20 protein-coding genes and 2 pseudogenes are annotated in these 25419 nt (G+C 66.7%); 15 read left to right on the plus strand and 7 right to left on the minus strand.

The genetic code is table 11. From position 1 onward, the window contains the following. The first annotated feature begins 20 nt into the window (after nucleotides 1–20). From AADZ55_RS17050 to AADZ55_RS17075, 6 genes are all read left to right on the plus strand, one after another. Nucleotides 21–392, plus strand: a complete 372-nt coding sequence (locus tag AADZ55_RS17050) for a DUF4189 domain-containing protein (RefSeq protein WP_085324854.1) — start codon at nucleotides 21–23, stop codon at nucleotides 390–392. A 214-nt stretch (nucleotides 393–606) separates the two neighbouring features. Next, the gene (locus tag AADZ55_RS17055) at nucleotides 607–1305 is read left to right on the plus strand and encodes a C39 family peptidase (protein WP_085324853.1); all 699 of its coding nucleotides are present in this window, start codon (nucleotides 607–609) and stop codon (nucleotides 1303–1305) included. Nucleotides 1306–1583: 278 nt separating this feature from the next. Next, entirely contained in the window at nucleotides 1584–2750 is a 1167-nt protein-coding gene (embR, locus tag AADZ55_RS17060) for an ATPase/transcriptional regulator EmbR (protein ID WP_085324852.1), read from the plus strand. 350 nt (nucleotides 2751–3100) lie between these two features. Continuing rightward, on the plus strand, nucleotides 3101–4921 hold the full coding sequence (locus tag AADZ55_RS17065) for a serine/threonine-protein kinase (RefSeq protein WP_341286213.1): 1821 nt from the start codon (nucleotides 3101–3103) through the stop codon (nucleotides 4919–4921). Between the two features lie 210 nt (nucleotides 4922–5131). Then, complete coding sequence (locus tag AADZ55_RS17070) at nucleotides 5132–6937, plus strand: serine/threonine-protein kinase (RefSeq protein WP_341286214.1); 1806 nt, start codon at nucleotides 5132–5134, stop codon at nucleotides 6935–6937. Between the two features lie 64 nt (nucleotides 6938–7001). Beyond that, a complete protein-coding gene (locus AADZ55_RS17075; protein ID WP_085324850.1) occupies nucleotides 7002–9389 on the plus strand; it encodes an FHA domain-containing protein in 2388 nt (795 codons plus the stop codon). A gap of 6 nt (nucleotides 9390–9395) precedes the next feature. Here AADZ55_RS17075 and AADZ55_RS17080 read toward each other — a convergent pair whose 3' ends face one another. Beyond that, nucleotides 9396–9626 (minus strand): hypothetical protein, encoded by a 231-nt coding sequence (locus tag AADZ55_RS17080; RefSeq protein WP_085324849.1) that lies wholly within the window; start codon nucleotides 9624–9626, stop codon nucleotides 9396–9398. Nucleotides 9627–9866: 240 nt separating this feature from the next. On the opposite strand from AADZ55_RS17080, the gene AADZ55_RS17085 reads away from it, so the two are divergent. Next, the gene (locus AADZ55_RS17085; protein ID WP_341286215.1) at nucleotides 9867–11792 is read left to right on the plus strand and encodes a serine/threonine-protein kinase PknH/PknJ; all 1926 of its coding nucleotides are present in this window, start codon (nucleotides 9867–9869) and stop codon (nucleotides 11790–11792) included. Nucleotides 11793–11811: 19 nt separating this feature from the next. Here the strand turns inward: AADZ55_RS17085 and AADZ55_RS17090 are convergent, their stop codons facing one another. From AADZ55_RS17090 to AADZ55_RS17100, 3 genes are all read right to left on the minus strand, one after another. Further along, entirely contained in the window at nucleotides 11812–12381 is a 570-nt protein-coding gene (locus AADZ55_RS17090; protein WP_242670325.1) for a hypothetical protein, read from the minus strand. 292 nt (nucleotides 12382–12673) lie between these two features. Then, nucleotides 12674–13858 (minus strand): adenylate/guanylate cyclase domain-containing protein, encoded by a 1185-nt coding sequence (locus tag AADZ55_RS17095; RefSeq protein ID WP_085326898.1) that lies wholly within the window; start codon nucleotides 13856–13858, stop codon nucleotides 12674–12676. A gap of 72 nt (nucleotides 13859–13930) precedes the next feature. Then, complete coding sequence (locus AADZ55_RS17100; protein WP_085326899.1) at nucleotides 13931–15322, minus strand: amidase; 1392 nt, start codon at nucleotides 15320–15322, stop codon at nucleotides 13931–13933. 58 nt (nucleotides 15323–15380) lie between these two features. Between AADZ55_RS17100 and AADZ55_RS17105 the strand changes: the two genes are divergently transcribed. From AADZ55_RS17105 to AADZ55_RS17115, 3 genes and pseudogenes are all read left to right on the plus strand, one after another. Further along, a complete protein-coding gene (locus AADZ55_RS17105) occupies nucleotides 15381–15815 on the plus strand; it encodes an HIT family protein (RefSeq protein WP_085326900.1) in 435 nt (144 codons plus the stop codon). A gap of 4 nt (nucleotides 15816–15819) precedes the next feature. Further along, nucleotides 15820–16269, plus strand: coding sequence for a nitroreductase family deazaflavin-dependent oxidoreductase (locus AADZ55_RS17110; RefSeq protein WP_085326901.1), 450 nt, complete (start codon nucleotides 15820–15822; stop codon nucleotides 16267–16269). A 240-nt stretch (nucleotides 16270–16509) separates the two neighbouring features. Further along, nucleotides 16510–16735: pseudogene (locus tag AADZ55_RS17115) on the plus strand (LLM class flavin-dependent oxidoreductase); the annotation flags it as partial. 196 nt (nucleotides 16736–16931) lie between these two features. Here the strand turns inward: AADZ55_RS17115 and AADZ55_RS17120 are convergent. Both AADZ55_RS17120 and AADZ55_RS17125 read right to left on the minus strand, forming a co-directional pair. Next, nucleotides 16932–18062: an FAD-binding protein gene (locus AADZ55_RS17120; protein ID WP_085326902.1), complete on the minus strand. Its 1131-nt coding sequence runs from the start codon at nucleotides 18060–18062 to the stop codon at nucleotides 16932–16934. Between the two features lies 1 nt (nucleotide 18063). Beyond that, nucleotides 18064–18891: a uracil-DNA glycosylase gene (locus AADZ55_RS17125; RefSeq protein WP_207569148.1), complete on the minus strand. Its 828-nt coding sequence runs from the start codon at nucleotides 18889–18891 to the stop codon at nucleotides 18064–18066. A gap of 67 nt (nucleotides 18892–18958) precedes the next feature. Here AADZ55_RS17125 and AADZ55_RS17130 point away from each other — a divergent pair, with 67 nt between their 5' ends. From AADZ55_RS17130 to AADZ55_RS17150, 5 genes and pseudogenes are all read left to right on the plus strand, one after another. Then, the gene (locus tag AADZ55_RS17130; RefSeq protein ID WP_085326904.1) at nucleotides 18959–20212 is read left to right on the plus strand and encodes an MFS transporter; all 1254 of its coding nucleotides are present in this window, start codon (nucleotides 18959–18961) and stop codon (nucleotides 20210–20212) included. Nucleotides 20213–20256: 44 nt separating this feature from the next. Further along, complete coding sequence (locus AADZ55_RS17135) at nucleotides 20257–21624, plus strand: FAD-binding oxidoreductase (RefSeq protein ID WP_085326905.1); 1368 nt, start codon at nucleotides 20257–20259, stop codon at nucleotides 21622–21624. An 87-nt stretch (nucleotides 21625–21711) separates the two neighbouring features. After that, nucleotides 21712–22941, plus strand: coding sequence for a cytochrome P450 (locus AADZ55_RS17140; protein WP_085326906.1), 1230 nt, complete (start codon nucleotides 21712–21714; stop codon nucleotides 22939–22941). Next, nucleotides 22941–23534: a TetR/AcrR family transcriptional regulator gene (locus AADZ55_RS17145; protein WP_085326907.1), complete on the plus strand. Its 594-nt coding sequence runs from the start codon at nucleotides 22941–22943 to the stop codon at nucleotides 23532–23534. Before AADZ55_RS17140 ends, AADZ55_RS17145 begins: the two co-directional genes overlap by 1 nt. Before the next feature lie 376 nt (nucleotides 23535–23910). Further along, nucleotides 23911–24453 (plus strand): annotated as a pseudogene (locus AADZ55_RS17150) (PPE family protein); the annotation flags it as partial. 243 nt (nucleotides 24454–24696) lie between these two features. Here AADZ55_RS17150 and AADZ55_RS17155 read toward each other — a convergent pair. Further along, nucleotides 24697–25404 (minus strand): siderophore-interacting protein, encoded by a 708-nt coding sequence (locus AADZ55_RS17155; RefSeq protein WP_085326909.1) that lies wholly within the window; start codon nucleotides 25402–25404, stop codon nucleotides 24697–24699. Nucleotides 25405–25419: the final 15 nt, after the last annotated feature.

Consider the following 25419-nt stretch of genomic DNA (forward strand, 5'->3'; position numbering starts at 1 on the left):
GCATTCGAAAGGACTCACCAATGACGACGATGATTACCCGTCGGCGGCGGTTCGCGGTGGCCGTCGCCAGCGTGGCCACCGCCACCGCGATGACCGTCGCCCTGGCTCCCGCGGCGGATGCCGCCGATGTCTACGGCGCGATTGCCTACTCCGGCAACGGCTCGTGGGGCCGATCGTGGGACTACCCAACCCGGGCAGCTGCCGAAGCCACCGCCGTCAAATCGTGTGGCTACTCCGACTGCAAGGTGCTGACCAGTTTCACCGCCTGCGGCGCGGTCGCCGCCGACGGCAAGGCCTACCAAGGAGGGGTCGGACCCGACCTGGCCGCCGCAATGAAGGACGCGCTGACCAAGCTCGGCGGTGGCTACATCGACACCTGGGCCTGCAACTAATTCCGCACGCCTCCTGGAGCGGCCGACTATTCGTCGGCCGCGCTCGCGTGGACCGGCCTACCAGCGACCGGTAAACATCCTCTGACCACTGTCTTTGGCCACGATTCGGGGCCCACCGGATCACTCCAAGAATTCGTAGAGATAACAAATAGGCCAACATCGGAACCTTTTCTCAACATCCACTCCGCAAAGACGGAACGAGAAAAGGACCACGATGAAGACCACCAAGATCGCCACCGCCCTCAAAACCGCCACCTTCGCGCTGGCCGCCGGTGCCGTTGCACTGGGATTGGCCAGCCCCGCCGATGCAGCGGCGGGCACGATGTACGGCGACCCGGTAGCGGCCGCCAAGTACTGGCGCTACCAGAAATACGACGACTGCGTCCTCATGTCGGCCGCCGACGTGGTCGGTCAGGTGACCGGCAAGGAGCCCTCGGAGCGCGCCATCATCAAAGTGGCTCAGTCGACCCCCAGCGTCGCGCACCCCGGGTCCATCTACACGAAGCCGGCCGACACCAAGAACCCGAATTCGGGCATGGGCACCAGCGTGGCGGACATCCCGACGCTGCTGGCGCACTACGGCGTCGACGCGGTGCTCACCGACGAGGACAACGTGCAGACCACCGGAGTCGCCACCGGCATCCAGGCCCTCGAGCAGTACCTGGGCAGCGGCCACGCGGTGATCGTCAGCGTCAACGCTGAGATGATCTGGGGCCAGCCCGTCGAGGAAACCGACAGCGACGGCAACCCGGTGTCTGACCACGCCGTGGTGGTGACCGGCGTCGACACCGAAAACGGCGTGGTTCACCTCAACGACAGCGGTAGCGCCAAGGGCCGCGACGAGCAGATCCCCATGGAGCTCTTCGTCAAGGCGTGGGCCACCAGCCACGACTTCATGGCCGTCACCACCTAGAGCGCGACCGCGTTGGCGATCACCACGGCGGGCAGCCACCCGGTGCACAACCATCGGGTTGGCTGCCCGCCAATCGCATGTTTAGCTGAGCACCAACACAATTCGTGCGGGATAACGATGATCATCTTGTTGGGGCAAGCATTTCAGGGGGCCGCGCCCACCTTGGCGCCGACGTGCCGGGATCCTCGGTTCTTACCGCATCGGCGAACTTCGTATCACAATGACCGGTAACGACAACCCATTGGCACCCCGGCATGCGAAGCCACGGAGGACGCGGAATGACTGGTAGCGCTAATGCCGAGCAGCGTCTCGAGTTCGGTCTGCTCGGACCGTTGGAAATGACTCTCGACGGGGCCCTGGTGCCGCTGGGCACCCCCAAACAGCGGGCCGTGTTGGCCATGCTGGTCATCAACCGCAACAGGCCGATCGGGGTGGACGCCCTTATCACGGCACTATGGGAGGAGTGGCCCCCGTCGGGCGCTCGAGCCAGTATCCACTCCTACGTATCCAATCTGCGCAAGCTCCTCGGTGGCGCCGGGATCGACCCGCGGGTGATGTTGGCCGCCGCGCCGCCGGGTTATCGGCTCAGCATCCCCGACAACACTTGCGATCTGGGGCGGTTCGTCGCCGAGAAAACCGCGGGCGTGCACGCGGCCGCCGCCGGCCGGTTCGAACAAGCCAGCCGGCACCTGTCGGCGGCATTGAAGGAATGGCGTGGACCGGTGCTCGACGACCTACGCGACTTTCAGTTCGTCGATTCCTTTGCCACGGCTCTGGTAGAGGACAAAGTTCTCGCCCACACCGCCAAGGCGGAAGCTGAAATCGCGTGCGGGCGCGCCGGCGCGGTGATCACCGAACTCGAGGCCCTGACGTTCGAACACCCCTACCGGGAGCCGCTTTGGGCACAGTTGATCACCGCCTACTACCTGACCGACCGGCAATCCGACGCATTGGGCGCCTATCGGCGGGTGAAGACGACACTCGCCGACGACCTTGGCATCGACCCAGGCCCGACCTTGCGCGCCCTCAATGAGCGAATCCTGCGGCAGGAACCGCTGGATGCCAAGAAGTCCGCCAAGACCACCGCCGCGGGCACTGTCACGGTGCTCGATCAGCGCACGATGGCGTCGGGCCAACAGGTAGTGGCCTACCTCCACGACATCGCCTCGGGTCGGGGCTACCCACTGCGATCCGCGGCGACGCGGATCGGGCGTCTGCACGACAACGACATCGTCCTAGACAGCGCCAACGTCAGCCGCCACCACGCCGTCATCATCGACACGGGCACCAACTACATCATTAACGATCTCCGATCGTCCAACGGCGTGCACGTGCAGCATCAGCGAATCCGCTCCGCCGCCACGCTGAGCGACGGCGACCACATTCGCATCTGCGACCACGAATTCACGTTCCAGATCAGCGCGGGAGCGCGCGGCGGCGAATAGGTCCACGGACCACGAGACTTTCTGTACCGCCGGAAGTCATGGATATGACCGCCACGCAACACTTTTCGCCGCGCGGCCGTGCGCCCCCCCACCGGCCGTGCGCTGCGGTGACCAATTGCCACAACACTTTTCGCTAGCCGAACAGCGGTGCGTGCCGGCGAACTTGCGCAGCCACCACACCCGCCCGAATCCCTCGGGGAGATGTGGCGGATTTTCGTGCGGTCGAGCCGGTGAAGGCCTACCGTCATGATTACCCCGGCAGTGCTGCTGGGCGAGCGGCTGCATCCGGTGTGATATCCGGACGCTGTTGATAGTGTCGGCGGCATTGCGGGTTGTTGGGAGGATCAGCGATGAACGACGCGCAGGACTCGCGGGTGGGGTCGATGTTTGGCCCCTACCACCTCAAACGGCTGTTGGGCCGCGGCGGGATGGGCGAGGTCTACGAAGCCGAGCACACCGTCAAGGAGTGGACGGTCGCCGTCAAGCTGATGACCGCGGAATTCAGCAAGGACCCGGTGTTTCGCGAGCGGATGAAACGCGAAGCCCGCATCGCCGGGCGGTTGCAGGAACCCCACGTGGTGCCCATCCACGACTACGGCGAAGTCGACGGCCAAATGTTCCTGGAGATGCGCCTAGTCGAGGGCACCGACCTGGACAGCGTGCTCAAACGCTTCGGCCCGCTGACCCCGCCACGCGCGGTGGCCATCATCACCCAGATCGCCTCGGCGTTAGACGCCGCGCATGCCGATGGCGTGATGCACCGCGACGTCAAACCGCAAAACATTCTGGTCACCCGCGACGACTTCGCTTATCTGGTCGATTTCGGGATCGCCAGCGCCACCACCGATGAGAAGCTGACCCAGTTGGGCACCGCGGTGGGCACCTGGAAATACATGGCCCCCGAACGGTTCTCCAACGACGAGGTGACCTACCGCGCCGACATCTACGCCCTGGCCTGCGTGCTGCACGAATGCCTGACCGGCGCCCCGCCGTATCGAGCGGACAGCGCCACCACATTGGTCACCGCCCATTTGATGGACCCCATCCCCCAGCCCAGCGCCACCCGCCCGGGCATCCCCAAGGCCTTCGACACGGTGGTCGCGCGCGGCATGGCCAAAAAGCCCGAAGACCGCTACGCCAGCGCCGGCGATCTGGCCCTGGCCGCCCACGACGCGCTCAGCGACCCCGATCAAGACCACGCCGCCGACATCCTGCGCCGCAGCCAGGAATCCACCCTGCCCGGCACCGCGGCGGTAACGCCCCAGCCGCCGACCGCACCCGCCGTTACCCCGCCGCCCGCCCAGTATCCGGCGTCCCCCTCCTACGCCAACCCAGCCAGTTCGGGTCCGATGCAGCAGGCCGCGCCGACCGGCCAGCCGTCCTGGGCACCTGCCAGTGGCCCCATCCCGGCGAGCCAACCCACCCCCGCCCCGCAGTACTACCAGGGCGGCGGCTGGGGCGGCACGCCACCGAGCACACCCCTACCACCGCAGCCGGGCGGCCCGACCCCCTGGAGCCAGACCCCGCCGCCGCGCAAAGCCAACCCGTGGCCCATCGTGGCCGGCGCCGCCGCCGTGGTGCTCGTCCTCGTGCTGGGCGCCATCGGGATCTGGATAGCCACCCAACCCGACGACGGCCCGCCGAAGGCGGGCACCACGACCTCCGCAGTCGCGCCCACCACCAAGCCGACGACCTCCGCACCCGGAACGACAACGCCGACCACCACCACCCCAGCCGGCGACCCCCAGAGCAGGCTGATTAGCCTGTTGCCGTCGGGTTACCCAGCCGGCACCTGCACACCGACCACTCCAAAGCCGGGCAGCATATGGGTGAACTCCGTGGCGATGGTCGACTGCGGACAAAACACCAACCAGGGCGGACCAAGTCGCGCGATCTACGGATTGTTCGCCAATCCCGACAAGCTTAAACAGGCCTTCGACGACGACATCGCCGCCGTGGATCTGATGAACTGTCCCGGCGAAGGACCGTCACCGGATGGCTGGCACTACAACCAGACCCCAGAAGTGACCGCCGGCATGATCGCGTGCGGCACCTACAAGAACCACCCGAATGTGATCTGGAGCAACGAGGCCAAGTTGATGCTCAGCGATATCTTCGGGGACCCCGCCACCCTCGAGGATCTGCACAACTGGTGGGCCAAGTACGGCTGATCCGAGGATCACGGCTCAATGTCGGCATGCCGGCTCAAACCGCAGTGCGACACACCATTTGGCGGCCGGCTTGTTCTTGGCTCGGCGTGCAGATCCTGACAATCGTTGGCCGACTTCGGATCTGAACCGTCCGTTCGGGACAATTGGTCGCCAGACTGCGGTTTGCTCGACCGCCAGTTCCGCCGGGTGGTTGTTGATAGTGTCGGCGGCATGAGCGAGACACCAGGCTCGCGGGTGGGATCGATTTTTGGCCCCTATCACCTCAAACGACCGCTGGGCCGCGGCGGGATGGGCGAGGTCTACGAAGCCGAGCACACCGTCAAGGGTTGGACGGTCGCCGTCAAGCTGATGAGCGCGGAATTCAGCAAGGACCCGGTGTTTCGCGAGCGGATGAAACGCGAAGCCCGCATCGCCGGGCGGCTGCAGGAACCCCACGTGGTGCCCATCCACGACTACGGCGAAGTCGACGGCCAAATGTTCCTGGAGATGCGCCTAGTCGAGGGCACCGACCTGGACAGCCTGCTCAAACGCTTCGGCCCGCTGACCCCGCCACGCGCGGTGGCCATCATCACCCAGATCGCCTCGGCATTAGACGCCGCGCACGCCGCCGATGTGATGCACCGCGACGTCAAACCGCAAAACATTCTGGTCACCCACAGCGACTTCGCTTATCTGGTCGATTTCGGCATCGCCAGCGCCACCACCGATGAGAAGCTGACCCAGTTGGGCACCGCGGTGGGCACCTGGAAATACATGGCCCCCGAACGGTTCTCCAACGACGAAGTGAACTACCGCGCCGACATCTACGCCCTGGCCTGCGTGCTGCACGAATGCCTGACCGGCGCCCCGCCGTACTCGTCCGACAACGCCAGCACGCTGGTCAGCGCTCACCTGAACCACCCCATCCCGCGACCCAGCAAGGCGCACACGGGCATCCCCAAGGCCTTCGACACGGTGGTCGCGCGCGGCATGGCCAAAAAGCCCGAAGAGCGCTACGCCAGCGCCGGCGATCTGGCCCTGGCCGCCCACGGCGCGCTCAGCGACCCCGATCAAGACCACGCCGCCGACATCCTGCGCCGCAGCCAGGAATCCGCGCTGCCGGGCCCGGCCGTCGAGCGGCAAACCGTCCAGCACCCGCGAGCGCCCCACCCCGCGCCCGCGAGCAAAGACCCGCCGGCACAAAACCAACAGCGGCGTCCCCCGGCTGCCGCCGGCTACCCGTCCTGGCCCCCGACACCCGCCGCGCGCCAGCCCGCCCCGACGTCGTCGCGCTACCAACGCGACGCCTGGGCTGGCGGCACACCCCCCGGCCCGCCTCCGCCACAACGATTCGCCGGCGCAGCACCGTGGAACCAAGAAAGCCAGCCCGCGTTCCCGCGTGGCCGCAACCCCTGGGCGATCGTCGCCGGGGTAGCCGCACTCGTTCTGGTCCTCATCCTCGGCGCCATCGGCATTTGGGCAGCCAGCAAAACTGACGGCAACGGACAGGCAGGCGGGCGACGGACCACCCCCACAACGACTACGACTACCACAACGACCGCCGCCACCAAGACCACGTCCACACCGGCAACCACGCAGCCAGCCGCCGATGCCCAAGCCCGACTGTTCACTCTGCTGCCGTCGGGCTACCCTGCCGGCACCTGCACACCGCAGAGCAAACCGATGCCGGGCTCGTTGGTCTCGTTGCGGTGCGGGCAAAACACGGACGCCAATGGCCCCAGGATCGCGTCGTTCGGGCTGTTCTCCGACATTGCAGCGCTCAAGAAAGCCTTCGACGGCTTCGTCGGAACTGTCTCGATCGTGAACTGCCCGGGAGGAAAGGCCTCACCGGGCACGTGGTGGCATACCCAAGACCCACGGACCATCCTCGGTCAGCTCGCCTGCGGGATCTACAAGGGCGGCGAGCCGCAGGTGATGTGGAGCAACGAGCAAACTTTGGTATTCGCTCTGGTTGCCGGAAAGCCACAAGGACCCACCCTCGATCAGCTATACAAGTGGTGGGCATCGCACTCATGAGCATTCATGAGCACTCATGACTGCTCGGCATGAACTAGGTGGAACCTTCTTTCAAAGGCGACGCATGGAAGACACGGCCGACATGGTCACCCCCAATCCACCCCGGCTGGAACTGCGTGCCGCCGGGCGCACCTGGCACGCCATCGCCGGCCGCTCCTGGAGCATTGGCCGCGCCAGCGAAGCCGATATCCGTCTGGACAATCCCAGGGTGTCGCGCCACCACGCGGTGCTGGAGGCGACCCCCGCGGGTTGGGTCCTGGTCAACCAGAGCAGCAATGGCATGTTCGTGGACGGGCAGCGCGTGGAGCGTTTGACAGTAGGCCAGCCCACCACGGTGTTTCTTGGTTCGGCGTCGTCCGGGCAGCGGGTGCAACTGCACCCGGTCGTCCAGCCGCCCGCCGCCCCGCTCAACCCGGCCCCGCCAAGGCAAGCAGTCCCCAATCCGCCACAACGCCAAGGTGAGACGACGGTTGCCCGGCCGCCGACCGCGTTTCATGCCATGGACCAGTTGGTCGTCACGATCGGCCGAGCACCGGACAACACCGTGGTCCTCAATGACTTGCTGGTCTCCCGCCGCCATGCCGTTCTCCGGCGCACCGCAAACCGATGGGAGCTCGTCGACAACGGCAGTGCCAACGGGACCTACGTCAACGGCCACCGCATTAACCGGGCGGTCATCGGTCCGGACGACATCCTCGGCATCGGCCATCAGCTGCTGCATCTGTCCGGCGATCGGCTGGTGGAATACGTCGACACGGGCGATGTCAACTACGAGGCGTCCAATCTGCGGGTGGTCACCAACAAGGGCCGGGTGTTGCTGGCCGATGTCAGTTTCGTTCTGCCGCAACGTAGTTTGCTGGCGGTGGTGGGGCCGAGTGGGGCCGGGAAATCGACGCTGCTGGGCGCGCTGACCGGGTTCCGGCCGGCCGGCAGCGGCACGGTGCGCTACGACGAGCGTGACCTCTACGACAACTACGCCGAGTTGCGGCACCGGATCGGGTTCGTGCCACAGGATGACATCCTGCACACCCCGCTGACGGTGCGACGGGCGCTGAACTACGCCGCTCGGCTTCGATTCCCGCAGGATGTCTCCGCCGACGAGCGCAACCAGCGCATCGAGGAGGTGCTGGTCGAACTCGGGCTTGCCACCCAGGCCGATCAACGAATCGACAGTCTGTCGGGCGGTCAGCGCAAACGCACCAGCGTCGCGTTGGAACTGCTCACCAAACCGTCGCTGTTGTTCCTTGACGAACCGACCTCCGGTCTTGACCCGGGCTATGAGAAGTCAGTCATGCAGACCCTGCGCAAACTGGCCGACGACGGGCGCTCGGTGGTGGTGGTCACCCACAACATCGCCCATCTGAACATGTGCGACCGGCTGCTCATCCTGGCCCCCGGAGGTCGCCTCGCGTACTTCGGTCCGCCGCAACAGGCGCTGGGCTACTTCAACTGCACCGACTTCGCCGACCTGTTCACCCTTCTCGAACATGACACCACGACCGACTGGACCGGCCGGTTCAACGCCTCACCGCTACGCGGGGCCCTCGCCCCGCACCCCGCCCTGCGCCGGGCGCCGCCGGCTGCTGCGCGGGCCACGAGGCCCGTCGCTCAACAAAGCGCGTTCGCTCAATTCGCCATCCTGTGCCGACGGTATCTGGCCGTCATCGCCGCCGACCGCCAGTATTCGGTGTTTCTGCTGATCCTGCCGCTGCTGCTGAGCCTGTTCGCCCACGCCGTCCCGGGTAAGGCCGGGTTGTCGCTGGCTAAGGCCATCGAACTGAGGTCGACCCAGCCGTCGCAACTGCTGGTGTTGCTGATCATCGGCGGTGCGCTGATGGGTTGTGCCGCCTCGATCCGCGAAATCGTCAAAGAACGGGCAATATATCGCCGCGAACACGGCATCGGCTTGTCGCGCGGCGCATACCTGGCATCCAAGTTGGTGGTCCTCACCGCACTGACCAGCCTGCAGGGGTTGATCCTGGGGTTCCTCGGCGTCGCGTTCCTCCCCCCACCTGATCAATCGGTGGTATTGCCTTGGCCCAGCGTCGAAGTGGCGGTTGCGGTCGTCGCCGTCACCGTAGTCTCGATGATGATCGGCCTGCTGATTTCGGCGATGATCGGCAACGCCGACCGGGGCATGCCACTGCTGGTGTTGGTGGTCATGGCGCAATTGGTGCTATGCGGTGGCATGTTCGGTGTGGACGGGCGACCCCCGCTGGAGCAGTTGTCGTGGCTGTCACCGTCGCGGTGGGCCTACGCGATGGCCGCTTCCACTGTCGATCTCAACGACCTGCGCCGGACCGCGGGTGGGGACCAAGATCCGCTCTGGGATTACCAACTCAGTAGCTGGCTGCTGGCGGCGGGGGCGTGCGCCATACAGGCGCTGCTGTTGGTGATGCTGATCGCGTTGCAGCTCAAACGCATCGAGCCGCAACGCCGAGCTCGCAAGTGAACCGCCCTAGCTCAGGCGGTACTTGGCCACAAACGGGATCCCGCTGACGGCCAGCGAGCCGCACGACAGCTGAACCGACAGCAGCCGGTAGCCGACGTAGTAGACCCCGAATGACCAGGCGCGCTTGGCGATGGCACGCCACTGCACCGGCAACATCGGCGTAACAGCGACGACGGCCGCTACGACGAACGTGACGCGGATGCGGGCCCTGGGGTCGGTCCCGGCCGTGGTGTGCATCTGTCTCCTCTTTCTGCACCGCACAACGTCGGTTCGGCGCCTGGAGAAAGTGTCTGCCCACGCACTTTCCGCATCCTTGAGAGATCCTTGGCAGCCGTGGTCGGCTCGCTGGATAGCAAAGTTTTCGTCGCGCTGTGAACCACCGGGCATTCGGCCCACGCCATTCCTGCAAGCTGCACCGTCCACCGCGAGGGTTGTTGATAGTGTCGGCGGCATTGCGGGTTGTTGGGAGGATCAGCGATGAGCGATGCGCAGGACTCGCGGGTGGGGTCGATGTTTGGGCCTTATCGCCTCAAACGGCTGTTGGGCCGCGGCGGGATGGGCGAGGTCTACGAAGCCGAGCACACCGTCAAGGAGTGGACGGTCGCCGTCAAGCTGATGACCGCGGAATTCAGCAAGGACCCGGTGTTTCGCGAGCGGATGAAACGCGAAGCCCGCATCGCCGGGCGGTTGCAGGAACCCCACGTGGTGCCCATCCACGACTACGGCGAAGTCGACGGCCAAATGTTCCTGGAGATGCGCCTAGTCGAGGGCACCGACCTGGACAGCGTGCTCAAACGCTTCGGCCCGCTGACCCCGCCACGCGCGGTGGCCATCATGACCCAGATCGCCTCGGCGTTAGACGCCGCGCATGCCGCGGGGGTGATGCACCGCGACGTCAAACCGCAAAACATTCTGGTCACCCGCGACGACTTCGCTTATCTGGTCGATTTCGGGATCGCCAGCGCCACCACCGATGAGAAGCTGACCCAGTTGGGCACCGCGGTGGGCACCTGGAAATACATGGCCCCCGAACGGTTCTCCAACGACGAGGTGACCTACCGCGCCGACATCTACGCCCTGGCCTGCGTGCTGCACGAATGCCTGACCGGCGCCCCGCCGTATCGAGCGGACAGCGCCGGGACGTTGGTCACCGCCCATTTGATGGACCCCATCCCCCAGCCCAGCGCCGCCCGCGCCGGCATCCCCAAGGCCTTCGACACGGTGGTCGCGCGCGGCATGGCCAAAAAGCCCGAAGACCGCTACGCCAGCGCCGGCGATCTGGCCCTGGCCGCCCACGACGCGCTCAGCGACCCCGATCAAGACCACGCCGCCGACATCCTGCGCCGCAGCCAGGAATCCACCCTCCCCGGCCCCCCCACGCCGGTACCGCCGCCGACCATGCCGGCCACCGCCATGGCTCCTCCCCAGCGGCCCGCACCCCCGGTCACCCCGCCGCGGGTCCCGCCCGCGCAACAACCGTCCTACGTCCCCCCGGCACAGGCGCAGCCCGCCCGGCCGTCGGCGCAAATGCCCCAGCAACGGCCTACCCCCACCGGCCAGCCGTCCTGGGCACCCGACAGCGGCCCCATGCCCGCGAGCCAACCCACGCCCACCCCGCAGTACTACCAGGGCGGCAGCTGGGGCGGCGCGCCGCCGAGCAAACCACTACCACCCCCACCGGGGGGCGGCCCGACGCCCTGGCAGCAGCCCCCGCGCAAAGCCAACCCGTGGCCCATCGTGGCCGCCGTCGCCATCGTGCTGGTCCTCGTCGCCGGCGGTGTCGGCATCTGGATGGTCACCAGACCTGAGCCGAAGCCGCCGCCCAAGCCGGTACCCGAGGATCGGCTGAGCGCCCTGCTGCTGAACTCCTCGGAAGTCAACGCGGTGATGGGCTCGTCGTCCATGCAACCCGGCAAACCCATCACGTCGATGGACTCCTCGCCGGTGACGGTGTCCCTGCCGGACTGCCAGGGCGCGCTTTATACCAGCCAGGATCCGGTGTACGCCGGCACCGGCTACACCGCCATCAGCGGCTTGATTTCATCCGAGCCCGGAGACAACTACGAACACTGGGTCAACCAGGCCGTTGTGGCCTTTACGAACGCCGACAAAGCCAGCGCCTTCGTGCAGACCTCGGCCGGCAAATGGAAGAGCTGCGCGGGCCAGACGGTCACCGTGACGAACAAGACCAAGACATACCGGTGGACGTTCGCCGACGTCAAAGGCGGCCCTCCGACGATCACGGTGATCGACACCCAAGAAGGCGCTGACGGCTGGGAGTGTCAGCGCGCGATGAGCGTGGCCAACAACGTGGTCATCGACGTCAACGCCTGCGGATACCACATCACCGATCAAGCCGGCCAGATCGCCGAAAAGATCGTCGACAAAGTCAACAAGGAGTGACGGCCTAGCCGGCACCCGTTTAGGCCTGAAGGTCCGGGCCTTGTGCGCGCAGGTCGTCCACCGCCGACATGGCGGTACGCAGTTTGGCCAGCCAATCTTCGGTGTGCTCGCCGACCAGCTTGACCGACCACGCAAGGGCATCCGAGCGGGAACGAGCGACGCCGGCGTCGACCAACGTGTCGAGTACCTGGCGCTCCGGCTGCTTTAGGCGCGTCATCACCGGCACCGCAATGTGCGTGAACAAGACTCGCTCGCCACCGACCTCGACGCCCCAAGAAACCTTGCGGCCGAAGCGATCCTCGGCTTCATCGGCGATGTTCATTCGCTCCGGCCGGGTGTCCTCGCGGAATCGGGAGACACGACCCGAGGCTCGGGCCTCGCTTTCTTCTTCGGCGCTATCGGGTCCGGGCAACTTGCCAACGACCGTGATCTCCTCGCGGTCGACGATCACCGTCGGATCGCCGTCAAACCAGTCCTCGGGGAGGCGCCCGGCGAACCATTCGGCCGCGCCACTGGCATCGGGTTGCTGAGCTTGCTGCCAGCCTCCGGGGCGACCATAGCGCCGCCCATGCATGTGATGGTGTCTCATGATTACATGATTACACCGTTGCAAGAGTAAGGGAAACCCGTTCACCGGCAGCGAAACCGGACACCGGTGCCAGGCCGGCGCCCAAACCGCGCTCCAGCTGGCAAAAACCGTTGTGATCAGCCGTTCGACGTTGTATTTTTGAAAGCGAAGCAGGCCCGGTAGTGACCAATCGAAAGTGCCGGAAGACGGGGTGAAGACCGGCCGCGCAAGACCCGCAGAAGACGGTGTCAGACGCCCCCCGAGAGTCACGCCGGGTCTGCCCATGTAACCCGGGATCCGCAGTTGACCCGCGCTATGGCGACGAGCCGGCTAGGTCATCGTCCTGGGATACACCGCCGGAGTCGGTGGGCGCCGCGCCGCGCCGGACTCGAAAAAGCCTGACGTCACCCCGGATCCCCTTGAGGCGGCGCGGGCCGGCGAAGGACCACTGAAATGCGGCGGCCGTATCGTCAAGCGCCCTCTGCACCGAATCCGCGACTAGCACGGTACCCGGCCGCGCTACCCCGGTGACCCGGCTTGCCACGTTGACCGGGCTACCGAACCAGTCGCCGGCCCGACTCACCGCCATCCCGGAGGCGATCCCGGCTCGCAGCCGGGGAAATTCGTCGTCGGTGTCGACGACCTCGACCAGCTTCAGAACGGTGTCCAACAACGGCGCCGGATCGGGGCAGACCAGCATCACTGCGTCGCCGATCGTCTTGATGAACCGCACCGGCGGAACCGTCAGGTCACGCGCGAGGCCGGCCAGCCGGCCGGCGAGGTGCCCGAGCTCTTCGGCCGACACCACTTCACCCAGCCGGGTGAAGCCGACCAGGTCGGCGAAGGCGACGGTGACCTGTCGTGCTCCCGGCAGCGGCTTACCGGCAGCTCGCTCGCCGGCGTTGACGGCCTCGGTTTCCATCATGTGCCGCAGCTGCATGAAGAGCATGTCCTGGATCATCGGGCCCAGCATTGGCGCGATCTGGCTCACCAGCGCCTTCGACCCCTTCGCGATCTCCAACTCGGTAGCTCCCGGATGCATGATGGCGGCGAGCGCGGTGTAGCGCATCACCTCTGCGGCGTGGGACAGGCCCTCGGCCAGGACGCGAACGACGAGCACGACCTGGTCGGGATCCAGCCCCAGTTCGACGAACCGCTGCGCGTACGCGGCGGCTTCGCCGTCGGCGCGCATGTGCACTACCGCGTCGGCGTCGTCGACTCTGGCCAAACCGATCGCGCGCTGCACCCGCTGCAACAACTCCAAATCAACGCCATGGTTCTCGCTGATCTCCCGCGCGGATACGTAGGTGCCGTCGTCTCCGACGAGGTGGCGGGTGGCCAGCAGTAATGGCGGATTGGTCGCCCGGATCTCGTCGGCGGTGATCCCTTGCTCCAGCAACCACTCGACAAGCTCGGCGCGCTCGGCACGTGCGGTACCCTCGAGGTCGCCGAGCAGATCGTCGATGTTGCGGTCGGCCGCCTCGCTCGCCTGATCCACCCGTTTACGTTAACGCCGGCGCGCCACGATGGGAGTTGAGGACCGCGCCCGATCGAGCGAAGCGATTCCCAGTCAGGACACCGGCGGTCGCCGATGGGCCCACGGTCTGGCGGATTCGATCTGTGCGGCCAGTGACAGCAGCGTCGCCTCGTCATACGGGCGGCCGACGAGTTGCACCGACATGGGCAGGCCGTCGCCGTCGACGTCCCACGGCACCACGGCGGCGGGCTGGCCGGTCAGATTCCAGACCTGAAAGTATGGAACCCGCTGCGCCACCAACAGCAACGTCGACACTGCACCCCGGCGTTGGTAGGCGCCGATGCGGGACGGGCCCGTCGCGGTGCCCGGCGTCACGACGACATCGACGTCACTGAAGATCGACTGTATCCGGGTGCTCAGCCCCACCTCGGCGGCCCGCAACGCGGTCATCCGCCGGTCGGAGAACAACGACCCCAAGCGGGCTAGGGTTCGGGTGCGCGCTTCGAGGCGGTGCGGGTGGGCCTGCGCATCGGCATCATCGCTGATCCCGCGCAGGAAGCGGGGCAGGTAGTTCGTGTAAATGGCCGCGGCCGGATAGTCGGGATCGCGGGTGATGACCTCGTGGCCCAGATCGCGAAGCAACGCGCCCGCCTGCTCAAGGGCCGCCAGTTCGTTCTTCCCGCACCTGACGGGCAGCGGGGTTGGAACCTTGGTGCTCAACGCAATTCGCAGCTGACCGGGTTGGCGCGTGGCCGCGGCGGCGAACTCGCCTTCGGGACCGGGCATCGTTGTCGTCGCATCGAGAAGCAACGCCGCGTCCAGCACCGACCGCGCGATCGGGCCATTGGCGCTCAGCCCCTGCCAGGCCCCGTCGTGCGGCTCCAAGGAGATCCGATCGCGCTGGGGTTTCAGCCCGAACAAACCACACCACGTACACGGGATACGAATCGATCCACCGCCATCGGATCCCAGTGCCACCGGAGCCAGCCCGGCGGCTACCGCCGCGGCACTGCCGCCGCTGCTGCCGCCCGGCGTTCGGTTGGGGTTCCACGGATTTCGGGTGGCGCCGAACGTCAGCGACTCGGTGAAGGGCATGATCATCAGCTCGGGCACGTTAGTCTTGCCGATGACGACAGCCCCGGCCGCGCGCAGCCGGCGAACCACCTCCGCGTCCGAGGTCGCGGCCGGACCGTGCCCGCCGCTGCCGTACGTCGTTACCTCGCCGGCAACGTCGGCATCGTCCTTGACGGCGATCGGTACACCCAGCAGCGGCAGTCGTTCACCGGCGTCGAGGCGTCGCTGGGCGGCCTCGGCCTCCTCGCGCGCCCGGTCCAACAGCACCACCCGGTAGGCGCGCAGCTCGCTGTCCAGCCGCTCGATCCGCTCCAGGTAGACCTCGAGCAGCATCGGCGCGGTGAGGTCACCGTCGGCCAGCATCCGCGCCTGTTCGGCAGCCCCGAGGAAGGCGAGATCGCCAGGGTCCACCGCGGCAGCGTATCCCGCTCACCTGGGCGGTCTCCGACGGGTCCAGTACCGTGGCGACATGTCCTGCGTGTTCTGTGCGATTGTCGCTGGGGCGGCTCCGGCCATCCGGATCTACGAAGACGACGACTATCTGGCCATCCTCGACATCCGCCCGTTCACCCGCGGCCACACCCTGGTACTGCCCAAGCGACACACCGTTGACCTCACCGACACACCGCCGGAGACACTGGCCGAGATGGTAGCCATCGGGCAACGGATCGCGCGGGCAGCCCGGGCGACCGAATTGGCCGACGCGACGAACGTCGCGATCAACGACGGCCCCGCCGCCTTCCAGACGGTTTTTCACGTTCACCTGCACGTACTGCCGCGGCGCAACGGCGACAAGCTGTCGGTCGCCAAGGGGATGATGTTGCGCCGCGACCCGGACCGGGAAGCCACCGGACGGATCCTGCGGGAGGCGCTGGCACGGATCGATGCGAGTCAGTCAGACTGAGTGGATGGACATTTCTCGCTGGATGGAAGAGCAGGTTGGAGTGCGGCTGCTAAAGGTGCACGACGCTATCTACCGGGCGACAAACGGCCGGATCGGGCATCGGATACCGGGTGCACCACCCAGCCTGCTGCTGCACACCACCGGCGCCAAGACGGGACAGCCGCGCAGCACCACGCTGACCTACGCGCACGACGGCGACACGTATCTCGTCGTGGCGTCCAAAGGCGGCGATCCCCGCGCTCCGGGCTGGTACCACAACCTCAAGGCCAATCCGGCCGTCGAAATCAACGTTGGGCCAAAGCGATTCGGTGTAACCGCCAAACCGGTGCTGCCCGACGACACGGACTACACCCGGCTCTGGCAGATCGTCAACGAGAACAACGCCAACCGGTACGCCAACTACCAGACCCGCACGTCGCGGCCGATACCGATCGTCGTGCTGACCCGCCGCTAACCTCGACGACGCACCGCTTTACCGCCTCGATCGGCAGCGCATTCAGCTGCGGCTCTGAGGCTAACGGCTCTGGTCACCGCCGCGCGGCGCTCTGGACTTGGCCGGTGGTGGCCGCGGATGACCCTCAAACCGCTGACTGTCTCATTGCCCAACAACAACCAAGAACTGAGACATGCAGCGCACCCGGGGCCGTGAGCCTTCTTCATGAGGGGGTGCGGCTAGCAGCGCATCGTGGCAAGCGGACTCGAACGCGCCGTTGTCGACCGCTCCCGGTTCGCGCCCAGTGACCTAGCCGCTGCACCGACGACGTTTTGCCCGTGAATGCCGCAGTAGCCGAAACAGGGGACGAGGCAACGGCGTTGATGTTGCCCAATTTACCGACGATGACTCGGCTGCAGACCGGGCAGCCGCTCGAGCCGCTTGAAATTCGTCCGAAGAGGCGCACGGCACGCAGCTGACGCCAGAGCATACAGCTCAAGCGCTTCTTTGGTTCATTTGCCGGAGAAGTGGTGGGCGAACACGTACGGCAGCCATTTTGCGGCGGCCAGCTGCCCCGATTACATCGACGACCCCGGCAGCCAGAGTCGCGACTCGGACGGGATCAGAACGGACAGACGCACGATGGCGTCAACGCCTGCGGCCCAGGGAACGTTCCCGGCGCGTCAGTAGTCCTTGAGCGTGATGGAGTGCACGATGCGTTCGAACTCCTCCTGCGGTATCGGCGCACCACCCGGGATGTTGTCGCTGACCAGCCATTGGTTGCGCTCGACAAAGCCGTGAAACTCGGCGTGGTAATTGGCGAATCCGAGTGCGTGATCGACGACGCCGTCGCGGCTGGCCGCGTTGAGCTCACCGGCCAGGATGTAGGCGCCCAGCAGCGCGACACTGGTCCCCTGCCCCGACAAGGGCGAGCAGCAATAGCCGGCGTCGCCGACCAGCGCCACCCTGCCCCGCGACCAGCGATCCATCAGGATCTGCGACATTTCGTCGAAGTAGAAATCCGGTGCGCTGCGCATGTAGTGCAGCAGTTGCGCGCGTACCCAGCCGTCCTCGGCCATCCGGCGTTGCACTTCGGCGAATTGAGCTTTGGTGTCGCGGTAATCGATCCGCAGTTCGGTGTCCATGAACGCCAGCGCGGCACGGGCCTCGTTGTTACTGCGCGCGCTGTACACGCCAGCCATCGTAGAGTCGCCGTAATGCCAGGTCTGCCAGTAATCCAACTCCAAGAAGTTGGGCACGGTGAAGATCGCTGCGTGAGTTCCCAATCTCTTGATGAACTGGTCCTCCGGGCCGAAGACCAACCTGCGCACATTGGAATGCAATCCGTCGGCACCGATAACGAGGTCGAAGTTGCGGGCCCTCGCGCGATCAAAGGTCACCCCGACCGAGTCGCCGTCGTCGTCCAATGCGGCGATGCTGTCGTCGAATAGGTATTCAGTCGTGGGTTCGCTTGCCCCGTAGAGCAATTCGACGAGATCGTCACGCAGCAGCTCGATATCGGGGTTGTCGATCCGACCGCCGGTGGGCGTCGACTCGGTGTCCCGGAACAGCTCGTTGCCGTCACGATCGACGAAGGAGGCGCCCCGAATCCTCGTCTTGCGGTCTTCGGCGGCGGCCAGCAGCCCCATGCGGTCCAGCACCGTCAGCGCCGGACCGCGGACGTCAATGGCCTGACCCCCCGGCCGCAGCCCGGGATGGCGCTCCACCACAGTGACCGAATAACCTTGCCGTCCAAGCCAATACGCCGCAGCCGTACCGGCAATGCTGGCGCCGGAAACCAGAACTGTCGTCACGTCACTCAATTCCTGCCAACTTCTTGGCCTCGCGGAAAATGTCATCGAGCATGGCCGGGGTCAACCTACCGGTGAACATGTTCTGCTGACTCGGGTGGTAGCAGCCCAGCAGCCGCACACCGGCTCCCAGCTCGGCAACGACGCCGTGGCCAAACCGCGGCCTCAGTGTCCCCGACGCCGCCGGCAAGCGCAACGCGACCCGCCAGGCGAATCCGCCGAGGGCGACGATGACCCGGACGCGATCGGCCACCAGGCGCCATTCCGCGTCCAGCCAGGCCGCGCACGTCACCCGCTCGGCCGGGGTCGGCGCGTTGCCCGGGGGCGCACACCGCACCGGCGCGGTGATTCGAATCTGATTGGCCCGCAACCCGTCCGCGGCATCGACGCTGACCGGTGAGTTCACCAGGCCGGCCCGATGCAGTGCCGCATACAACTGATCCCCGGACCGGTCGCCGGTGAACATCCGTCCAGTCCGGTTTGCCCCGTGCGCGGCGGGCGCCAGCCCGACAATCAACAACCGCGGCCGCTCCGATCCCCAGCCCGGCACCGGGCGTCCCCAATACGGCTGGTCGGCGAAGGCGCGTCGTTTGCCGACGGCCACCTCCTCACGCCAACCGACCAACCGGGGGCAAGCCCGGCACACACTGATCACCGCGTTGAGTTCGGAAATCGAGCCGGCTCCCCCAGCCAACGCGGCCACCCGCGCGGCATCGGCAGCCACCGGGGTCTGCGGTGTCGCCGGATCCCCGGGCCAGCCCGAGCCGGGCTCGACCGGGGAACCGAACGCCTGTCCGGTATTCGGATGCATGAGCACACGAGCATCCTGCACCCTGCCGCCGCCGGAGAAATCTGGTGGCCCCGGCATCGCTTTGGCGCTAGATTCAGCCGCGATATCCATGAGAAACAGCAACCGCGGCCCAGCGCTCTTAATCCTGTTCGCGACGCTAATGGCGGCCGCGGGCGATGGCATCTCGATGGTCGCGTTTCCGTGGCTGGTGTTGCAGCGCGAGGGCAGCGTCGGGCAGGCATCGATCGTGGCCACCGCGGCCATGCTGCCGCTGTTGTTCTCCACGCTGGTCGCCGGCACCGCGGTCGACTACTTCGGGCGTCGCCGGGTGTCGATGGTGGCCGACGCGCTGTCGGGAGCAGCGGTGGCCGGCGTCCCCCTGGTGGCGTGGGCGTATGGCGACGACGCGGTCAACGTGGTGGTGCTCGCCGCGTTGGCGGCCTTGGCAGCCGCATTCGACCCGGCGGGGATGACGGCTCGAGACTCGATGCTGCCCGAGGCCGCCGCCCGGGCCGGCTGGTCGCTGGACCGGATAAACAGCGCGTATGAGGCGATCATCAACCTGGCCTTTATCGTCGGCCCGGGCATCGGCGGCTTGATGATCGCGACGGTTGGCGGCATCACCACCATGTGGATCACCGCAGCGGCATTCGGGTTGTCCATCCTCGCGATTGCCGCCTTGCAGCTCGAGGGTGCCGGTAAGCCGCATCACGCGTCCCGGCCCGAAGGGCTGGTCTCCGGGATCGCCGAGGGGCTGCGCTTCGTCTGGAACCTGCGGGTGCTACGCACCCTCGGGATGATCGACCTCACCGTCACCGCGCTATATCTGCCGATGGAGAGCGTGCTGTTCCCGAAGTACTTCACCGACCGCCAGCAACCGGCCGAACTGGGTTGGGCGTTGATGGCGCTTGCCGGTGGCGGGCTGGTGGGCGCGCTGGGCTATGCCGCGTTGTCCACGCGCGTGCGTCGCCGGGTGACCTTGCTGACCGCGGTTCTTACCCTTGGTTTGGCGTCGTTGGTCATCGCGTTCCTGCCACCGCTGCCGGTCATCTTGGTGTCGTGCGCGGTGGTCGGCCTGGTGTACGGGCCCATCCAACCGATCTACAACTACGTGATACAGACCCGGGCGCCACAGCATCTGCGTGGCCGGGTGGTCGGGGTGATGACATCGCTGGCCTTCGCCGCCGGCCCGTTGGGTCTAATGCTGGCCGGTCCGCTGACCGACGCCGCCGGACTGCACGCAACGTTTCTCGCGTTGGCACTGCCAATCGTGTTCACCGGGCTGATCGCGATCCGGCTGCCCGCACTGCGCGAACTGGATCTGGCGTCCGAGCCGGACATAAGCCAGCCGTCATCGCGGTAACGGCGCCGGTCATCGCCATCTGAAGGACCCGTAGGATCGGCTCAGTGAACACCGATGTGCTGGCAGGCCTCATCGCCGACCTGCCCGAGGGGATGGTGGTCACCGACCCCGCCGTGACCGACGGCTACCGGCAAGACCGCGCTTTCGACCCGTCGGCCGGCAAACCGCTGGCGGTGGTCCGGCCGCGGCATACCGAACAGGTACAGACCGTGCTGCGCTGGGCCAGCGCCAACCGAGTGCCGGTGGTGACCCGCGGAGCGGGTAGCGGCCTATCGGGCGGGGCGACCGCCCTGGACAACGGGATCGTGCTGTCCACCGAAAAGATGCGCGACATCTCCGTCGACCCGGTCACCCGCACCGTGGTGTGCCAGCCCGGCCTGTTCAACTCTGAAGTGAAGCAAGCCGCCGCCAACCATGGCCTGTGGTATCCCCCGGATCCGTCGTCGTTCGAGATCTGCAGCATCGGCGGCAACATCGCCACCAACGCCGGTGGGCTGTGTTGCGTGAAATATGGCGTGACCACCGACTATGTGCTGGGTATGCAGGTTGTACTGGCCGACGGCACCGCGGTCCGGCTGGGTGGCCCGCGGCTCAAGGACGTCGCCGGGCTGAGCCTGACGAAGCTGTTCGTCGGCAGCGAAGGCACCCTGGGTGTCGTTACCGAGGTGACGCTGAAGCTGCTACCCGCACAAAAGGCGTCAAACATCGTGGTGGCCAGCTTCGCCACGGTTTCCGCCGCGGTCGACGCCGTGCTCGAGGTGGCCACCCGCCTGCGCCCCGCGATGCTGGAATTCATGGATTCGGTGGCCATCAACGCCGTCGAGGACACCTACCGGATGGACCTGGACCGCGATGCGGCCGCGATGCTGGTGGCCGGCTCCGATGAACGTGGGCGCGCGGGCGCCGAGGACGCCGAAGTGATGGCGGCCGTGTTCGGCGAAAACGGTGCGACGGACGTGTTTTCGACCGACGACCCGGACGAGGGCGAGGCGTTCGTCGCCGCCCGCCGGTATTGCATTCCGGCGGTCGAGAGCAAGGGGTCACTGTTGCTGGAAGACGTCGGGGTGCCGCTGCCCGCGCTGGGCGAATTGGTCACCGGCATCGCGCGCATCGCCGATGAGCGCGACCTGATGATCTCGGTGATCGCCCACGCCGGCGACGGCAACACCCATCCGTTGCTGGTGTACGACCCCGCGGATGCGGCGATGCTGCAGCGGGCCCATCTGGCGTACGGCGAAATCATGGACCTGGCCGTCGGCCTGGGCGGCACCATCACCGGCGAGCACGGCGTCGGCCGGTTGAAGCGGCCGTGGCTGGCCGGCTATCTCGGGCCCGACGTCATGGACCTCAACCGACGCATCAAGCAGGCACTGGACCCGTTGGGCATCCTCAACCCGGGCGCGGGGATCTAACCAGCCCCGAGGTGAACCACACGACGACCCGCCGGCGCGTCGCGTCGCGCGATTGACATTGCTGGCGCTATGTCTTAAACATAAGACATGGCGCCGACATTGTCTCATGGGTTCCGGCTCGCCACCGCCGACAGCTGGCCGAATCCCTGGCCGATGTACCGCGCGCTGCGAGACCACGACCCCGTGCACCACGTCATCCCACCGGAACGCCTCGACCACGACTACTACGTGCTGTCCCGGCACGCCGATGTCTTCTCGGCGGCGCGCGACCATGAGACGTTCTCATCCGCACAGGGGTTGACGGTCAATTACGGTGAGCTGGAACTAATTGGACTGCAAGACAACCCACCGATGGTGATGCAGGATCCACCGGTACACACCGAGTTTCGCAAGTTGGTCTCGCGCGGGTTCACCCCGCGCCAGGTCGAGGCGGTCGAGCCAAAGGTGCGCGACTTCGTCATTGAGCGCATAGAGAAGCTGCGCGCCGACGGCGGCGGCGACATCGTCACCGAATTGTTCAAGCCGCTGCCGTCAATGGTGGTCGCACACTATCTCGGTGTGCCCGAAGAAGATCGGGCACAGTTCGACGGTTGGACACAGGCCATCGTCGCGGCCAACACCGCAGACGGCGGCATCGCCGGCGCTCTGGCAACGGTCGGAGATGCCGTCGGGTCGATGATGACCTACTTCACCGAGCTGATCGAGCGGCGCCGAGTCGAACCCGAGGACGACACCATCTCACACCTGGTGGCGGCCGGGGTCGGCGCCGACGGCGACCTCGCCGGCACGCTGTCGGTGCTGGGGTTCACCTTCACGATGGTGGCCGGCGGCAACGACACCACGACGGGCATGCTCGGCGGGTCAATGCCGTTGCTACACCAGCGGCCCGACCAGCGCCGGCTGCTGGCGGACGAGCCGGGACTGATCCCCGACGCGGTGGACGAGCTGTTGCGGCTCACCTCGCCGGTACAGGGACTGGCGCGCACCACCACGCGCGACGTGCCGATTGGCGACACCACCATCCCGGCCGGCCGAAAGGTGTTGCTGCTCTACGGGTCAGCGAACCGGGACGAACGCCAATACGGACCGGATGCAGGCGAACTCGACGTGACCCGGCGCCCGCGCAGCATCTTGACCTTCAGCCATGGCGCCCACCATTGCCTGGGCGCCGCGGCAGCCCGGATGCAATCCCGGGTCGCGCTGACCGAACTGCTGGCACGCTGCCCGGGCTTCGAAGTCGACGAGTCGGGCATCGTGTGGTCCGGCGGCAGCTATGTCCGGCGTCCACTGTCGGTACCGTTCCTGGTGAAACGCTGATGGCAGGCCGGGCAAGGAACCAAGATTGGCTGGCCGCGCGGCGAACCGAGGTCGCCGCGGACCACATACTCGACGCCGCCGAGCGGCTCTACACCGACCGCGACCCGGCTTCGATCGGCATGAACGAAATCGCCACGGCCGCGGGCTGTTCCCGCGCCACGCTGTATCGATACTTCGAAAGCCGCGACGCATTGCGAACCGCCTACGTGCACCGCGAGACTCGCCGACTGGGCCGCGAGATCATGCGGAAGATCGACGGTGTCGAGGACACCCACGACCGGTTGATTACGGGCATCACCGCCACGCTGCGGATGGTTCGCGACAACCCCGCGTTGGCGGCGTGGTTTGCCTCCACCCGCCCTCCGATCGGTGGCGAGATGGCTGGACAGTCGGCCGTGATCACGGCACTGGCCGCGGCGTTCCTGCGCTCCCTGGGGCCCGATGATCCAGCTACCGTCGAACGCCGGGCCCGCTGGGTGGTGCGGGTGATCACGTCGCTGCTGATGTTTCCCGGCCACGACGAAACCGACGAACGAGCGATGCTCGAGGAATTCGTCATCCCGATCGTGACGCCGGCTTCTGCCCGCCGTTAGGCGGGTCGTCCCGTCGGCAGGATCAATACGTGAGAATTGCACAACACAGCGGACATGAAAGCCTCCAGATGAATGCGGGTTCTTTTCGCGGAAATCGGTGAGTCGCTGGACGGTCAGCGTTATGTTGTTACTCATCGATTATCGGCCGGGTGATCGGCGGGCTCTTATGTCGTGGAGGTGATGCGCGACATGACAGTAGTCCGCAATAGGACCGCCCAAATTCGTGGCGGCCGGCGATTCCCAGCGGGGTTGGTCTGCGGTGGTCGCCGCGTGGGCGGTGGTTACTGCCAGGGGGACCGGTCGGCACCGAAGCCGGCACATCACGACGATCTGTAGCGAGAGCCAGTGAGTTAGGGCCCCTTAGGAAGGATTAGCGATGACCTATCCCATGCTTCCTCCAGAAGTCAATTCGGCACTCCTCAATGCCGGCGCCGGATCGGGGCCGATGCTTGCCGCTGCGGCAGCCTGGGATGGTTTGGCCAGTGAGTTGCGCTCGGCGGCGACCTCGTTTGGATCGCTGACCGCGGACCTGGCCGGCGGGGCGTGGCAGGGCCCGTCGGCGATGGCGATGACCGAGGCCGCCGCACCTTACGCCGCGTGGCTGTGCGCCGCGGCTACCCATTCCGAGGGCGCCGCCGGTCAAGCCGCGGCGGTGGTGGCCGCTTTCGAGGCAGCGCATGCCGCCACGGTGCCCCCGGTAGTGATCGCGGCCAACCGGGCGATCACCTGCACGCTGGCGAAGATGAATTTCTTTGGGTTCAACTTCCCGGCGATTGCAGCAATGGAGGCCGAGTATGAGGCGATGTGGGCCCAAGATGTGACCGCGATGTTCGGCTACCATGCCGGCGTCTCGGCGGCCTGGTCGAAACTATCGCAATTGCCGCCCATCCAGCAGCTGCTGCGGCTCCTGCCGGGTCTGCCCTGCGCACCCGTCCCCCCACCGCAAGCCGTGCCCGCGCCCGCGCCGCCGCCGGGTACACCACCGGCACCCGAGCCACCGCCGGCACCCGCACCGCCGCCGGCACCCGCGCCGGCGCCGGCACCCGCGCCGGCGCCTGGGCCGAGGCCGAGGCCCACGCCGCCCGACAGACTCCCGCCACGCGGCGGTCGGATTGCTAGGGCATGAGGGATCCCGCGTAGCGCAGTCATCGGCGCTTGACGGTCAAGCCACCCAATAAGCTTGTGCCTTGATGGACTTTCGCGGGATACCGAAGTCGTCCCTCAGCACCCTGGCGACCGACCGCGTCGTTCGACTATCGCAGGCTACCCATCCGAAGTGGTCGCCTGCGTCAAACGCCGCTGACCGCACCGTCTCGAGCAACTCCGCACCGGCCTTGTTGCGGTCTACCCAGGTGATACCGGCACCGCGCGCCACCGGCAGGCATTTGTCCTCGTCGCAGCGGGCCTCGAGAAATACCCGCGCGGGGGTATCCCCGATGGACTCGAGCAGCGAGTTGATCGCCGGTAGCGATGCGGTATCGCCGACCATGACGTACCCGGTAGGGGGCGGGTCCGGGATGGCAAACTTGCTGCCCAGCACCGTCGCCGCGATGGTGTCGCCGGGTTGCGCGGCGCGCGCCCAATCCGACGCGCAGCCGTCGTGCAATGCGAACTCGATATCGAAGGTGCCGGCGCCGGGATCGGCGTCGACCAGCGTGTAGCCGCGTTGGTGCCCGTCGGCGAACCACATCCGGATCCACATCGTCGGGTGCACGGCGTGGGTGCGCAGCATCCCGCCGGCATCGAAGCTCAACCTCAGATAGCGCGGACTGATCTCACACCGGCCGATCACGGTGAGTCGGTAGTCCCCCGCCCCCAGCAGCTTCAGCACCGCACCCTGCCAGCCCCGCGACGCCTTGAGCTCGGTCATACGTGGCACCCTTCC

The organism is Mycobacterium decipiens (assembly GCF_963853665.1).
Lineage (GTDB): Bacteria > Actinomycetota > Actinomycetes > Mycobacteriales > Mycobacteriaceae > Mycobacterium > Mycobacterium decipiens.